The following is a 13,415-nucleotide window of genomic DNA, read 5'->3' on the forward strand; positions in this document are numbered from 1 at the left end:
TTATTGGCCGTTCATTAACATCAAAACCGATGATTCTACCACTCCAACCGGAAGGCGTCAGGCATACGTGATGCTTTTATCGGCTTATTTTAATTGATAGAGTTAGCAAGCCTTCGGGCATTATCGGTGACAATACTATAAACACCATAATCAATAACTATTAGATGAAAAAACTATGGAACCACGCGCAGAAATAAGACGTCGGACCCGGCTGTCGCCGGAGGCTCGTCGTGATCAATTGATGGAATGTGCCATCGAGGTATTTTCCCGTCGTGGCATTGGCCGCGCGGGACATGCCGAAATTGCCGAGCAGGCCAAAGTCTCGGTTGCCACCGTCTTCAATTATTTCAACACCCGTGAAGATCTGGTCGATGAAGTGCTGACCGAAATTGAAGGCTTTGTACAGCAGATCCTCGAGCAGGCGTATAACGGTCAGGGCTCGGTCAGGGACAGCATCCACCGCCATGTGAAACTGTTCGTTGACGCCGCCTACGACAAACCGGACCACGCCAGTATCTGGCTGGAATGGAGCTCATCGGTACGGGAAGAGGTCTGGCCCCGTTACACCCGCCTGCTGGACAAGGCGTTGGAGCGCATCGCCCCCCACCTGCAAGCGGCCATGGACAGCGGCGAGATCCAGAGCGTGTTGTCCGCCCAGGATCTGGCCCGATCCCTGACCGGATTTGGCTACGTCATGATGCAGATGATCAATCAGCCACAGCGCCCAAGCCGGGAAGAAGTGACCGATTTCCTGTTCAAGTACGTGACGGCCCCCCTTCAGGTGGCCTGATCCTCTTGCCAATAAAAACGGCGCCGACTGTTCAGGTCGGCGCCGTTTTTTTGTCTGTCTTCCACCTCGCTGACTCAGTGCCTGGCATAGCCCCAGCGGCGGGTCAGCTCGTGTTCGACGCCCAGATGATCCAGGATCCGCGCCACCATGAAGTCCACCAGATCCTCGATGCTCTTCGGCTCATGGTAGAACCCCGGCGCGGCGGGCATGATGGTCACCCCGAGCCGCGCCAGTTTCAGCATGTTCTCCAGATGGATCGCTGAGAAGGGGCTCTCGCGGGGTACCAAGATCAATTGGCCACGCTCCTTGATCACCACATCCGCCGCCCGCTCCAGCAGGTTGTCGGAAGTGCCGTTGGCAATGGCCGAGACGGTGCCCATGGAGCAGGGGCAGACCACCATCTGCTTGGGCGCCGCCGAACCGGAGGCCACCGGCGAGAACCACTCCTCCTTGCCGCAGGCGACGATCTGACCCTCTTTGGCGCCGTACTGGCGACAGAGATGGGCGGAGAGCTCTTTCGGCGAGCCGGGCCACTCCTGCTGCTGTTCGGTCTTGAGCACCACCCGGGCGGCCGAGGAGGCGAGCAGGTAGACCCGGTAGTCCGCCTGCACCAGACACTGCAGCAGGCGCAGGGCGTAGGGGGCGCCGGAGGCGCCGGTCAGCGCCAGGGTGATCTGCTTGTTCATGATGTGCCTTGCCTGAGGCGGGCGATCAGCTTGTCGTGAATGCCGCCGAAGCCACCGTTGCTCATGATCAGAATATGATCCCCCGCGCGGCTCTCGGCCACCAGGGCACCGATCAGGATCTCCAGGTCGTCAAACACCTGCGCCGGACGGCTCATGTGGGCGGTCACCTCGCCGAGATCCCAGCCGATGTTCGCAGGCTGGAAGAAGAACACCTCGTCGGCGCCATCGAAGCAGCCGGCCAGCTCCTCCTTGTGCACCCCCAGCTTCATGGTGTTGGAGCGCGGCTCCAGCACCGCCAGGATGCGGGCCTGACCCACCTTGGCGCGCAGGCCTCCGAGGGTGGTCTCGATGGCGGTGGGGTGGTGGGCGAAGTCGTCATAGACGCTGATGCCTGCCACCTCGCCCTTGAGCTCCATCCGCCGCTTGGGGGACTTGAACTGGCAGAGGGCGGCTATGCCGTGCTCCACCATGACACCGGCATGGCGGGCGGCAGCGATGGCCATCAGACCGTTGTTGACGTTGTGCTCGCCGATACACTCCCAGTGCACCTCCCCCTGCTTGACGCCATCCAGCCACACCTCGAAGGCGGAGCCGTCGTCGGTCAGCTTGACCGCCTTCCACTTGGCGTCGTCCTGACCCACCAGCTCCACCTCGCTCCAGCAGCCCATCTTGCGCACGGCGGTGAGGTTGTCATCGGCCTGGGGGAACAGCACCCGGCCGTTGCTCGGCACGGTACGCATCAGGTGATGGAACTGGCGCTGGATGGCGGCGAGATCCGGGAAAATATCCGCGTGGTCGAACTCCAGGTTGTTCATTACCAGGGTACGCGGGTGGTAGTGAACGAACTTGGAGCGCTTGTCGAAGAAGGCGCAATCATACTCGTCCGCCTCGATGACGAAGAAGGGGGCGGAGCCCAGACGGGCGGAAACCGGGAAGTTGCCGGGCACACCACCGATGAGGAAACCGGGCTCGAGTTTGGCATATTCCAGTACCCAGGCCAGCATGCTGGCGGTGGTGGTCTTGCCATGGGTGCCCGCGACGGCCAGTACCCAGCGATCCTGCAACACGTGTTCCAGCAGCCACTGGGGGCCAGAGATATAGGGCAGGTTGCGATCCAGCACATACTCCACACAAGGGTTGCCACGGCTCATGGCATTGCCGATCACCACCAGATCCGGCGCCGGATCGAGCTGGGACGGATCATAGCCCTCGGTCAACTCGATGCCTTGCTGCTCGAGCTGGGTGCTCATGGGGGGATAGACGTTGGCATCGGAGCCGGTGACTCGATAACCCAGCTGTTTTGCCAACACCGCCAGACCACCCATAAAGGTGCCGCAGATCCCGAGAATGTGAATATGCATACCGCTTCCTTTCGCAGTAAAGGGAAGTGCGCATTCTAGGGTCTGTTGACCCGGTGGCACAAGCCGCGACCATGGCAAGAGCGCTGTCGAGTCCGGCAAGGCGACAGAAATCGGACGGCACCAGGTGGCACGGCATCCGCCAGCACACTCCCCTGCCCGCGAAATATGGTCATTTGACGGGACATCGCTATAATGTCGGCCTGCAAACTTGACTCCAACACGCAAAGGAAACGTCATGAGCCTGAACCTGGTACCGGCTGGCAAGAGCCTGCCTGACGACATCTACGTCATCATCGAAATCCCGCAGAATGCCGACCCGATCAAATACGAAGTCGACAAGGACAGCGGTGCCATCTTCGTTGATCGCTTCATGTCCACCCCGATGTTCTACCCGTGCAACTACGGTTACGTGAACGCCACCCTGTCCCTGGACGGTGACCCCGTCGACGTGCTGGTGCCGACTCCCTACCCGCTGCTGGCCGGCTCCGTCATTCGCTGCCGTCCGGTTGGCGTGCTGAAGATGACCGACGAATCTGGCGAAGATGCCAAGATCGTGGCCGTTCCCCACTCCAAGCTGACCAAGCAGTACGATCACATCCAGGATGTGAACGATCTGCCCGAGCTGCTGAAAGCCCAGATCCAGCACTTCTTCGAGCGTTACAAAGAGCTGGAGGCAGGCAAGTGGGTCAAGGTGGAAGGTTGGGGCGACAAGGCCGCTGCCGAAGCCGAAATCCTGACTTCTGCCGAGCGTTACGCTGCCAAGTAAGCGTCTCTCTCGCAAAAAAAAGGCGCCTTATGGCGCCTTTTTTATGGGCCGTTGCGGGGGCTGGTCTGGCGGATCCCCCTGGATATAGAGGTCACGCCCGTTCTGTCGATAGGGACGGTAATAGTTGTCCCCACAGCGATATTCCTGCCCGGCGCCCCCCACCAGATCGCAGTTGACCGGCAGTACCTCCAGCCACTTGATGGCCTGCTGGAACCGCAGCCACTCCTGCCACTCATGTTCTCGCGCCAGTTGATCCCGCAGGGCAAAGGTATCCGCCGTGGACATGCCCTGATTGACGATCACCTGACCCGCCAGTGTCGGCAACGAGAGCAGCATCAGCAAAAACAATGAAACAGGCTTCATGGTTATTTCCGACATGACTTATTTCCCTGACTAAATTTACCGCTGGATCAGATAATTACCAATATCGTCATCACTAAACCAATCCAAATCCCGTCGGCTCACCTAGTTGTTTAGTATCACCCAGGCAGGATGCACACCATGAAACTGGCACAATGCCTGCTGTGGAGTCTACTCTTCGGCTCTGCGGCAGTGGCCAATGAGGTCAACATGAGCTGGCAGTGGCAATCCGCCGACGGCCAGCGCAAGCACCTGCAACTGACCACGGACGAGCGCGTCCTCTCTGCCAGCCGCCACGAGATGACGCAGCTCGACACCGCACTCAACTACCCGCTGGAGACCCTCTACTCCTACATCAGCCCCCGGCTCTACAACAGCATCAACCAGATCAACCACTACAGCCCCGAGACAGCCACCAAGTTTCGTGACCTGGAGCAGGCCTTTACCCTGCACGACAGCAGCCTCGAGTCCATCCAGTTCTGGCAAGCCTACCAGCAATACCAGGAGGATGCCTTCTACGAGATGCGAGTCTTGCCCTGCGTACACCCGGCCAATCGCAAGCTGCCCTGCGTGAGGCCCAACTACTCTCAGCTGTTCTACCAGTTCAAGGGGGATCTCAAACCCCTGGCCAGGCAATTTTCGGCCAAGGATCTGGCCACCAGCGTCAACCTGCTGCAGGAGTGGTTAAGCGGCATCCCCACCCCGTCCGAGCAGATGGATCACTTCGCTCCTCCCCTGCAGGCCCTGCAAGAAAACAAGGCTGACAGTGACGAGAAGGCACTGCTGATGGCGAGCCTCCTGGCCGAGTTGGCACCGCAATACAACCTCAGCATCATCTATCCGGACATCAGCATCGGCAGCGTCTCGCCAGCCTGGCTCGCCATCACGGCCGACAGCGGGCTGGAAGGGGATACCCTGGTGATCGGCAACCAGCGCCACGTGCTGCTGACTGGCTCCCCCCTGCTGGCTCAGCAGATGACCATGGCCCAGATCCCCCTGATCAGCGAACCGCTCTATTGAGTCCACTGCCTCAGCACATGGGCAATCAGTTGATTTTTATCGGCCTCATGCCATCCTTGCCGCCGTCATTCGCAGGTTCAAGACAGATTGATTCTGCGACCGGATAAATCCTCGCGTTTATTTAACACTTTTTAAACAGATCCGATCAGTTTAGGATGTTCAGGGTCCCATTCCCTCGATCCCAAAATCGTTATAACATCACAAAGGAGTGTCATACGGATGAAACATCTCGTACTTACCCTGGCGCTGCTGCCAACCCTGGTTCTGGCCCACAACATCAAGGAGTCGGCCCAGGTGCCGCTGGTCAACATCGGCGACAAGGGTGAGCTGGTGCTGAAGGATAAAGAGGTCAGCTATCAGCCCTGGCAAAGCAAGGTACTGACCGGCAAAGTCTTTCTGATACAGCATATCGCGGGTCGCTCCAGTGCCAAGGAGCTGAACGCCCCCATGATCGAGGCGATCAAGGCGGCCAAGCTGCCCCATGACAAGTACCAGACGGTCACCATCATCAACAGTAATGACGCCATCTGGGGCACCTCCGGCTTTGTGAAGAGCAGCGCCGAAGACAGCAAGAAAGAGTTCCCCTGGTCCGCCATGGTGCTGGATGCCAAGGGCATGGCCCGCAACGCCTGGGATCTGGCGCCGGAAAGTTCGGCCATCATAGTGCTGGATAAAGAGGGCAAGGTGCTGTTTGCCAAAGATGGCCAGCTCGCTGCCACCGAGATAACCAAGGTGATGGGGCTCATTCAGTCCCATCTCTGAATCAGAGAGAAGGGCGCTGATGGCGCCCTTTCCATAAGGGTCTATGGGTCGTACCACGTTGACAATCTGGATGTTGCTGCTGGGCTGGTTGTGGATGCAACCGGCGCTGGCACAGCATCCGCTTGAAGCCGACCTGCCCGAACATAACCATGCCTGCACCCTCTGCGCCCTGCATCTGGATGGCAAGCTGGCACTCACCCCGACCCCCCTTGTCCCGACCCAGTCTTCTGTCATCGACCTGTTTATCGGCACCACCTTGCCAACCGTCACCACCACGACGTCAGGCCATAGCCGCATCAGAGCCCCGCCATACCTTCATTGTTCCTTCCGTTGAATCAGTTTCTTATCAATTTTTCAAAAGGATTAACGATGAAAGCAGTCACCCTGTTGCTGGCCGCAGCCGCTTTCGGCGCCCAGGCAAATCACGACGAACACGAGAGCCACAGCCATGGTGCCCACGAGCACGGCCATGGCCACCTCAATCTGGTGGTGGATGGCAACCAGCTGATGATCGAGCTGCAGGCCCCCGCAGCCGACCTGGTGGGCTTCGAACACGCCGCCAGGAGCGATGAAGATAAAGCGCAACACGCCAGGGCCGTGGCCCGCCTCCAGCAACCCGACACCCTGTTTCGCCTCGACCCGGCCGCCGGCTGCAAGCTGACCCAGCAGGCGTTGCAAGCCGCCAAAGAGGATCACGACCATGACCATGACCATGACCATGACCATGACCATGACCATGACAAGGCTGCCAGCGAGCATGATGAGCACCACGATGAGGCGGGCCATGCGGACCTGGGGGCCATGTATACCTACACCTGCGCCACCCCGGCCAAACTCAATGGTCTTGAAGCCACCCTGTTTGCCGTCTATCCGAGCCTGGAGAAGCTGAGCGTGCAGGGGATCCTGCCCACCGGCCAGACTGCGGCCGAGCTGACCCCGTCCGCCAACAAGCTGAGCTGGTAACGCCATGAAAAACGCCGTGGTTGAGATCTGCGATCTGGCCTTTGCCTGGCCAGGTGGCGACGCTGTACTCGATCTGCCCGCCCTGCGCATCCGCGAGGGGGAACGGGTGTTTATCAAGGGCCCGTCGGGCTGTGGCAAATCCACCCTGCTCGGCTTGCTTGCCGGGATCCAGACCGCCAACCACGGCACCCTGGAGGTGCTGGGCCAACCATTGGCCCGGCTTTCCGGCCGCGCCCGTGACCAGTTCCGGGCGGCCAATCTGGGGTACATCTTCCAGCAGTTCAATCTGCTGCCGTTTCTATCGGTGCAGGACAACGTCACCGCTGCCCTCATCTTCTCGCCCGCCAAGCGGGCCCGCCTGAAAGGAAGCCCGGAACAGGAGGCGCGCCGCCTGTTGGCTGAGCTGCAACTGCCGGACGAGGCACTGCATCGCCCCGTTCACGCCCTCAGCATCGGCCAGCAACAGCGGGTCGCCGCCGCCCGGGCGCTGATCGGCTCGCCGCCGCTGGTGATCGCCGACGAACCCACCTCGGCCCTGGATACCGACAACAGAGCCGCCTTCATCAAGCTGCTGTTCGAGGAGTGCGACAAGCAGGGCTCGACCCTCGTCTTCGTGAGCCACGACCCCTATCTGGAGCCCCTCTTCCCACGGGTAGAGAACCTGCAACTGCTCAACCGGAGGGCCGCATGATGAACACCGCAGATAAGGGCCTCTGTCCGGCCATGCCGGGAAGCCATGACCTCCTCTTCCCCCTGGGCTGGAGGAGCATATGCTGAAACTCGCCCTGCAAAGCCTCTGGGCCCGTCGCCTCACCGCCGGACTTACCCTGCTGGCCGTCGCCATCAGCGTCACCCTGCTGCTCGGGGTGGAGCGGGTGCGCAGCCAGGCGCGCGAGAGCTTCTCCAATACCGTTTCGGGTACCGATCTCATCGTCGGCGCCCGCTCCGGTCAGGTGAACCTGCTGCTCTACTCGGTGTTTCGCATCGGCAATCCCACCAACAACGTGGGTTGGGACTCCTACCAGGCCATCAAGACAAAGCCTGGCGTTGCCTGGACCATCCCCTTGTCACTCGGTGACTCCCACAAGGGGTTCAGGGTGCTCGGCACCAACGGCGACTACTTCACCCATCTGAAGTACGGCCAGCAGCAGTCCCTGCAACTGCGCGAGGGACGCCCGTTCGAGACGCCGTTCGAGGCGGTGCTCGGCGCCCAGGTGGCACAGAAGCTGGGCTACAAACTGGACCAGCCCATCGTCATCGCCCACGGCGCCGGCAACACCTCGTTCAGCCAGCACGACAACCTGCCGTTCAAGGTGGTGGGGATACTGGCACCGACCGGCACGCCCATCGACCGCACCATCCATGTGCCGCTGGCGGGGATAGAGGCTATCCACCTTGGCTGGGACACCGGCCGCCACAGCAAGAACGTCACCCCGGAACAGGCGTTGGCACTGGATCTCACCCCGAAAACCATCACCGCCTTTATGGTGGGCCTGAGCAACCGCATTCTGGCGTTCCAGCTGCAGCGGAGCATCAACACCTACCCCAGGGAGCCGCTGATGGCCATCCTCCCCGGGGCCGCCTTGCAGGAGCTGTGGAGCCTGATGAGCGTGGCGGAGACGGCGCTGTCGGTCATCGCGGGCTTCGTGGTGGTGGCGGGCCTCATCGGCATGCTGACGACCTTGCTGGCGGGGCTCAACGAGCGGCGCCGCGAGCTCGCCATATTGAGATCCCTGGGTGCAGGCCCGGCCCACCTGTTCCTGCTGCTGGCGCTGGAGGCGATGGCGCTGACCACCCTCGGCATCGCCCTCGGGGTAGCCGTGCTCTATCTCGGCCAGGGGCTTGCCACCCCCTGGCTGCTCAGCCACTATGGCCTGCAATTAAGCTTGGGGCTGCCGAACGCCTATGAGTGGCAGTTGCTGGGGCTGGTGTGGCTGGCAGGCATGGTGATCGGCCTGCTCCCCGCCGCCCGCGCTTATCGTTACAGCCTGAGTGATGGCATGAGCATTCGCATCTAGCGACATGCCCGCATAAAAAATTGAGAGAAGGACAGATGATGAAGTGGAAGATAGTGGCGCTGCTGGCCAGCCTGCTGGTGCTGCCTGCCATGGCCGCCGATTACAAGACCATCGACTGGGATGTGCTCATTCCCGAAGGTGAGAAGCTGCTGCCCCCGCCCCAGGTGAGCCACGACGGCGACCTTTCCTCAGTGCCACAGCCGGTGGGGGGCGTCAACAAGAAGCTGGACAATCAGGAGGTGCGGATCCCCGGCTTCGTGGTGCCGCTGGAGGGGGATGCCAAGACCATCACAGCCTTCCTGCTGGTGCCCTACTTCGGCGCCTGCATCCACGTGCCGCCGCCCCCCACCAACCAGGTTATCTACGTGAGTTACCCCAAGGGAGCACCGGTGGACGATCTCTGGGACGCCATCTGGGTCAAGGGAAAGATGCACACCGTCAGCTCCAGTCACGAGATGGCTACCGCCTCCTACTCCATGGAGGCGGTCGAGGTCAGCGTCTACGAAGAGTAAGCCATGCCGATGGCCTCCTGCGGGAGGCCATTTTTTTATCCTGAACCCATCTCCTGAACCCCATGACGCCGTGCCCGCCTGAGGGATTGTTCATGGGCCCGGTTGGAGTAACATTCAACACCAGACCCTGCGATCACGGAGCCAGCATGGCTGACCTGCCCCCCAAGAAAGAGAGTGCCATCCTGAGCAGCCAGGAGCAGACCCTGCGCCTGGCCCGCAGTCGCGGCATAGACGGCATGCTGACCCGCAACAGCGACAGCACCTTCGAGCAGCGCGCCACCTTCCGCCATCTGGCGGATCAGGCCGCCCGCCAGCGCAACCTGGAAGCCATCATGGTGATGGCCGCCCGCCACTGCGAAGAGACGGCGGCCGGCGGCGAGATGGACAGCGACTGGCTGACCCGCTTCCTGCAACTGGCCGAAGACATCAGCATGGTGCCCATGCAGCAACTGTGGGGGCGGATCTTCGCCCTGGAGGTGGCGACCCCCGGTCGCTTCTCCATCCGTGCCCTCAACACCCTCAAGGAGATGACCCAGCGTGAAGCCCAGCTGTTCCAGCGGATCTGTGCCCTCTCCTGTCACTACGAGGGCAGCGACGAGCAACGCCTGCTGCTGGGCATGCACAAGGGGGCCGGCCTGCTCAGCCGCGCCAGGGTCACCCGCATGGGGCTTGGCAAATACCGGGTCCCCTACAGCGCCCTGCTGCTGCTGTGTGATCTCGGCCTGCTGCACAAGGGGGAGCTCGAATCCGGCCCCCTGCCTGCGGACGGGGTCGAGCTGGCCTTCGGCAATCAGCGCTGGCGCCTGCGCCAGCGCCAGAGCAACCTCACCCTGCTCTATTACCGTCTCACCCCCATCGGCAACGAACTTGCCCTGCTGCTGGAAGAGCCGCCCCTGGAGGAGTACCTGCAGGACTTGAAGACCCTGCTCTCCACTCACCTGCAGATAGAGACTCTGATGCTGGCCCCGGCCGGCGAGCCCGATCTCCCCAGCTGATCCCGGCGGGGCACCGGCCCCGCCTTGCTAAATTGCGAAACCCGTCAGGCCGTTGCCAAAACGGCTCCCAAAAAGCGAATCGATTCAGCAGGTGGAGACGCTGGCCCGGATCGTTCTCGTCCATCCCCGGGTTTTGGGCAAATAAGATGCATTTTGCACGCAATTTAAGCGTGTTCTGGCACTCTGGTGCACGGCTTGCAATGGGACTACTAGTCCCAAGTTGTCGGGACTCATCATCCCGCCACAGTCGGAAGCCGCCATGAGAGTCAACCAGCCCGTTACCCAGCGTGAACGCCTCTACCCGGCGCACCAGAACCTGATCTCCACCACGGATCTGGAGAGCCGCATCACCTATGCCAACGACGAGTTCTGCCAGATAGCGGGCTTCATCCTGGAGGAGCTGCAGGGATCACCGCACAACCTGGTCCGCCACCCCGACATGCCGCCCCAGGCCTTCGCCGATATGTGGCGTCATCTCCGTGAAGGCAAGAGCTGGATGGGCCCGGTCAAGAACCGCTGCAAGAACGGGGATCACTACTGGGTCAATGCCTTCGTGACCCCCATCCAGGATGCGAGCGGCAAGGTGGTGGAGTACCAGTCGGTGCGCACGGCGCCGGATGACGCAGTGAAGCAGCGCTCGGAGCGGGTCTATGAGGAGATGCGCAGCGGCAAGACCCCGCGGGCCCTGCGCCTGCCCCCCTTCTCCCACACGCTCGCGCTCACTCTCTGCCTGCTGCCTTGTCTGGCGGCTCTGGTGGCCTTCGGCTATCAGCACGGCCCTGGCTGGCCCCTTCTGCTCGGCGCCTTGTCCCTGATGCTGGCGCTCGTCATCAACCAGGCCCTCTCCCGCCGTCTCGCGAGACTGGAGGCCCTGGCCCGCAGCCGCTTCGACAACCCGCTGATGCAACTGCTCTACACCGGCCGGGTCGATCGCCTCGCCGCCATCGAGCTCGCCATGAAGATGAACCAGGCGGAGTTCAACGCGGTGCTGGCCCGCACCCAGCAGACCTGCCAGCAGATCCTGACATCCGCCCAGACGGATCTGCGCAACGCCGAATCCATCACCGACAACCTGCAGCAGCAACAGGCCCAGACCAACCAGGTGGCGACAGCCATCACCCAGATGGCCGAGTCCATCCGCGAGGTCTCCCACAGCTCGACCGCCGCCTCAGACCGGCTCGATGAGACCGCCGATCTGTTCAGGGAGGGCAACCTCCGCGTGCAGGAGACACTGGTCGAGGTGGAGGGGATGCACGGCGAGCTGATCGCCTCCAAGGGGGTGATTAACACCCTCGCCACCCAGTGCCGGGCCATCGACGGCATCCTGGACGTCATCAACAACATCGCCAACCAGACCAACCTGCTGGCCCTCAACGCCGCCATCGAGGCCGCCCGGGCCGGCGAGGCGGGTCGCGGCTTCTCGGTGGTGGCGGACGAGATCCGCACCCTGGCCATCAAGACCCAGTCCTCCACCGGCGAGATCCAGAAGATGATCAGCCTCTTGCAGGGCAGCGCCGGGGATGCGGAGCAGGCGATGGAGAAGGGAGAGCAGCGCTCCGCCAGTTGCCGCCTCAAGGCCGCCGCCACCGGCGACGTGCTGCAACAGATCAGCGACCGCCTGCTGCAGGTGGCCGCCGGCAGCAACCAGATAGCCCAGGCGGTGCAGGAGCAATCCCAGGTCACCGCCGACATAGACCGCAGCGTGCTCAGCATCAAGAGCCTGGCCGACGACTCCACTCAGGGCAGTCAGCATGCGGTGCAGGGCGTCATCGCCCTGGTGCGGCAACTCGGCGAGCTGGAGCGGCTGGTGCGCCAATTCCAGCAGCATCCGGCAGTCCAGACAACCAGTGCGACCCTGACCAGCGGCCAGCCCCTGCTGGCCCGCTAAGCCTTCACGGAGCAAACCAGACCCAAAGACCGTGCGCTAATACAAAAAAACATGGGCCCCATCTCGCAGGAGACGGGGCCCATCGACATTATGGGGCTGGGGCAGAACTCTAGATCCAACCCCGCTGTTACAGGGCGGCCAGTCACTTATCCACACTCGCCACCACTACCGGCTTACCCTTGCCGCATTTTGAATGGCAGCTGCGCGACAGGGCACTCCACAGGGTTAAACCTCGATTTGACCACCCTGCTCTGATGCGCTGCCGGTGCTGAGAAACCCATCACCTCCGACTTATTAATAAATTTGTTGATCTTGCCCAGAAAACGCCCCTCTCCTGCTTCTCTCCCCAGCGCCGTTCGGTAACATAGCTGCTTGGCAACCCTCTCGTCGGAGTCAGCCATGAGCCAAGCCTGCACAAAAGTACAGGTAAAATGCCGCGAATCCACGGGCAAGAACTTTGCCATCCGAGTTAGATGTGCAATCGGCAACCTGCTACGAATCACTCAACATGGTGATGATCCCCATTCTCTTCGTTCTAAGACATAGGATGCCCAATGAAGCTGCAAACCCTCCGCCTATCGAGCTTCCAATCTTTCGGGGCAGCCCCCACCGAAATTCCATTGGAGGAGATGACTTACCTCATTGGGCCTAATGGCTCCGGCAAAACAGCTGCACTGCAGGCCTTGTGTCGGTTGTTTGCCTTTGATCCATCACTGCGTCGAATACTGCGCTCAGACTTTCATGTCCCATTGAACGAAGAAGTGCCTCCGGAGGAGCGCCAGTTATGGATCGAGGCCGACTTTGTATTCCCTGAATTAAAAGATGGCGAAGACAACAGCACGGTTGCACCTCATTTCGGTCATATGCGCCTCGACGAGATCGATGGCACACCACGCATTCGTTTTCGCCTTAACGCAACCATGGGGTTGGATGGGGATATAGAGGAAAACATGGTCTATGTGTTGGACATCAATCCAGATGGCTCACCACTTACCACCACCCAAGTACCCCGAGCGGAACGTAACCATATACATATCCACTACCTCCCCGCACGCCGTGATCCCGCCGATCACATTGCCTACGGAGCCAATGCATTACTGGGGCGCATGCTCCGTGCGGTGAACTGGGATACAGAGCGCACAGTCATTAAGGGATTGACCGACCAAATCAGTGACAGCTTGGCGGTGTAGTGGTCTAATCATCCCGGACACCATTTTAGGTGGTACAGTCGCCACCATGACTTGAGGTGTTCAATGACAAGATTACGTCGCTCATTTACTGCTGAATTCAAACT

Annotated in this window: 15 protein-coding genes; 12 read left to right on the forward strand and 3 right to left on the reverse strand. The window is 61.0% G+C overall.

Annotation, left to right across the window (positions count from 1 at the left end; all coding sequences use genetic code 11):
• Positions 1 to 175 precede the first annotated feature (175 nt).
• Positions 176 to 790, forward strand: a complete 615-nt coding sequence (locus ACB039_RS19550) for a TetR/AcrR family transcriptional regulator (RefSeq protein ID WP_042648901.1) — start codon at positions 176 to 178, stop codon at positions 788 to 790.
• A gap of 74 nt (positions 791 to 864) precedes the next feature.
• Here ACB039_RS19550 and ACB039_RS19555 read toward each other — a convergent pair whose 3' ends face one another.
• Positions 865 to 1,476 carry a flavin prenyltransferase UbiX gene (locus tag ACB039_RS19555; RefSeq protein ID WP_371166260.1) on the reverse strand — a complete coding sequence of 204 codons (612 nt, stop codon included), beginning with the start codon at positions 1,474 to 1,476 and terminating at the stop codon, positions 865 to 867.
• Positions 1,473 to 2,837 (reverse strand): UDP-N-acetylmuramate:L-alanyl-gamma-D-glutamyl-meso-diaminopimelate ligase, encoded by a 1,365-nt coding sequence (gene mpl / locus ACB039_RS19560; RefSeq protein WP_371166261.1) that lies wholly within the window; start codon positions 2,835 to 2,837, stop codon positions 1,473 to 1,475. Before mpl ends, ACB039_RS19555 begins: the two co-directional genes overlap by 4 nt.
• Positions 2,838 to 3,072: 235 nt before the next feature.
• On the opposite strand from mpl, the gene ppa reads away from it, so the two are divergent.
• Positions 3,073 to 3,603, forward strand: coding sequence for an inorganic diphosphatase (gene ppa / locus ACB039_RS19565; protein ID WP_005329022.1), 531 nt, complete (start codon positions 3,073 to 3,075; stop codon positions 3,601 to 3,603).
• 27 nt (positions 3,604 to 3,630) lie between these two features.
• Here the strand turns inward: ppa and ACB039_RS19570 are convergent, their stop codons facing one another.
• Complete coding sequence (locus ACB039_RS19570) at positions 3,631 to 3,981, reverse strand: hypothetical protein (protein WP_371166262.1); 351 nt, start codon at positions 3,979 to 3,981, stop codon at positions 3,631 to 3,633.
• Between the two features lie 123 nt (positions 3,982 to 4,104).
• Between ACB039_RS19570 and ACB039_RS19575 the strand changes: the two genes are divergently transcribed.
• The 10 genes from ACB039_RS19575 (at position 4,105) to ACB039_RS19620 (ending at position 13,311) form a co-directional block, all read left to right on the forward strand.
• Positions 4,105 to 4,983 carry a hypothetical protein gene (locus tag ACB039_RS19575; RefSeq protein WP_041205060.1) on the forward strand — a complete coding sequence of 293 codons (879 nt, stop codon included), beginning with the start codon at positions 4,105 to 4,107 and terminating at the stop codon, positions 4,981 to 4,983.
• A gap of 219 nt (positions 4,984 to 5,202) precedes the next feature.
• Positions 5,203 to 5,745 carry a YtfJ family protein gene (locus ACB039_RS19580; RefSeq protein WP_043129681.1) on the forward strand — a complete coding sequence of 181 codons (543 nt, stop codon included), beginning with the start codon at positions 5,203 to 5,205 and terminating at the stop codon, positions 5,743 to 5,745.
• A gap of 43 nt (positions 5,746 to 5,788) precedes the next feature.
• Positions 5,789 to 6,079, forward strand: coding sequence for a hypothetical protein (locus ACB039_RS19585; protein ID WP_171273249.1), 291 nt, complete (start codon positions 5,789 to 5,791; stop codon positions 6,077 to 6,079).
• Positions 6,080 to 6,114: 35 nt separating this feature from the next.
• Complete coding sequence (locus ACB039_RS19590) at positions 6,115 to 6,708, forward strand: DUF2796 domain-containing protein (RefSeq protein ID WP_371166263.1); 594 nt, start codon at positions 6,115 to 6,117, stop codon at positions 6,706 to 6,708.
• A 4-nt stretch (positions 6,709 to 6,712) separates the two neighbouring features.
• Positions 6,713 to 7,399, forward strand: a complete 687-nt coding sequence (locus tag ACB039_RS19595) for an ABC transporter ATP-binding protein (RefSeq protein ID WP_371166264.1) — start codon at positions 6,713 to 6,715, stop codon at positions 7,397 to 7,399.
• 79 nt (positions 7,400 to 7,478) lie between these two features.
• Positions 7,479 to 8,726, forward strand: coding sequence for an ABC transporter permease (locus ACB039_RS19600; protein WP_371166265.1), 1,248 nt, complete (start codon positions 7,479 to 7,481; stop codon positions 8,724 to 8,726).
• Between the two features lie 35 nt (positions 8,727 to 8,761).
• The gene (locus ACB039_RS19605; protein WP_043129686.1) at positions 8,762 to 9,238 is read left to right on the forward strand and encodes a DUF3299 domain-containing protein; all 477 of its coding nucleotides are present in this window, start codon (positions 8,762 to 8,764) and stop codon (positions 9,236 to 9,238) included.
• Positions 9,239 to 9,384: 146 nt separating this feature from the next.
• Positions 9,385 to 10,233, forward strand: coding sequence for a TIGR03899 family protein (locus tag ACB039_RS19610; RefSeq protein ID WP_005329005.1), 849 nt, complete (start codon positions 9,385 to 9,387; stop codon positions 10,231 to 10,233).
• A 259-nt stretch (positions 10,234 to 10,492) separates the two neighbouring features.
• The gene (locus ACB039_RS19615) at positions 10,493 to 12,121 is read left to right on the forward strand and encodes a PAS domain-containing methyl-accepting chemotaxis protein (RefSeq protein WP_371166266.1); all 1,629 of its coding nucleotides are present in this window, start codon (positions 10,493 to 10,495) and stop codon (positions 12,119 to 12,121) included.
• 554 nt (positions 12,122 to 12,675) lie between these two features.
• Entirely contained in the window at positions 12,676 to 13,311 is a 636-nt protein-coding gene (locus ACB039_RS19620) for a DUF2813 domain-containing protein (protein WP_371166267.1), read from the forward strand.
• The last annotated feature ends 104 nt before the right edge of the window (positions 13,312 to 13,415 follow it).

It is taken from the genome of Aeromonas sp. S2(2024), assembly GCF_041402505.1.
GTDB classification, from domain to species: domain Bacteria; phylum Pseudomonadota; class Gammaproteobacteria; order Enterobacterales; family Aeromonadaceae; genus Aeromonas; species Aeromonas media.

What these genes read in the sequence shown, in the direction of transcription:
- ACB039_RS19555 (WP_371166260.1), bottom strand. Translation starts at nt 1,476, where the DNA reads ATGAACAAGCAGATCACCCTGGCGCTGACCGGCGCCTCCGGCGCCCCC.
- ACB039_RS19615 (WP_371166266.1), top strand. Translation starts at nt 10,493, where the DNA reads ATGAGAGTCAACCAGCCCGTTACCCAGCGTGAACGCCTCTACCCGGCG.
- ACB039_RS19580 (WP_043129681.1), top strand. Translation starts at nt 5,203, where the DNA reads ATGAAACATCTCGTACTTACCCTGGCGCTGCTGCCAACCCTGGTTCTG.
- ACB039_RS19590 (WP_371166263.1), top strand. Translation starts at nt 6,115, where the DNA reads ATGAAAGCAGTCACCCTGTTGCTGGCCGCAGCCGCTTTCGGCGCCCAG.
- ACB039_RS19605 (WP_043129686.1), top strand. Translation starts at nt 8,762, where the DNA reads ATGATGAAGTGGAAGATAGTGGCGCTGCTGGCCAGCCTGCTGGTGCTG.
- ACB039_RS19570 (WP_371166262.1), bottom strand. Translation starts at nt 3,981, where the DNA reads ATGTCGGAAATAACCATGAAGCCTGTTTCATTGTTTTTGCTGATGCTG.
- ACB039_RS19600 (WP_371166265.1), top strand. Translation starts at nt 7,479, where the DNA reads ATGCTGAAACTCGCCCTGCAAAGCCTCTGGGCCCGTCGCCTCACCGCC.
- ACB039_RS19550 (WP_042648901.1), top strand. Translation starts at nt 176, where the DNA reads ATGGAACCACGCGCAGAAATAAGACGTCGGACCCGGCTGTCGCCGGAG.
- ACB039_RS19585 (WP_171273249.1), top strand. Translation starts at nt 5,789, where the DNA reads ATGGGTCGTACCACGTTGACAATCTGGATGTTGCTGCTGGGCTGGTTG.
- ACB039_RS19610 (WP_005329005.1), top strand. Translation starts at nt 9,385, where the DNA reads ATGGCTGACCTGCCCCCCAAGAAAGAGAGTGCCATCCTGAGCAGCCAG.
- mpl (WP_371166261.1), bottom strand. Translation starts at nt 2,837, where the DNA reads ATGCATATTCACATTCTCGGGATCTGCGGCACCTTTATGGGTGGTCTG.
- ACB039_RS19620 (WP_371166267.1), top strand. Translation starts at nt 12,676, where the DNA reads ATGAAGCTGCAAACCCTCCGCCTATCGAGCTTCCAATCTTTCGGGGCA.
- ACB039_RS19575 (WP_041205060.1), top strand. Translation starts at nt 4,105, where the DNA reads ATGAAACTGGCACAATGCCTGCTGTGGAGTCTACTCTTCGGCTCTGCG.
- ACB039_RS19595 (WP_371166264.1), top strand. Translation starts at nt 6,713, where the DNA reads ATGAAAAACGCCGTGGTTGAGATCTGCGATCTGGCCTTTGCCTGGCCA.
- ppa (WP_005329022.1), top strand. Translation starts at nt 3,073, where the DNA reads ATGAGCCTGAACCTGGTACCGGCTGGCAAGAGCCTGCCTGACGACATC.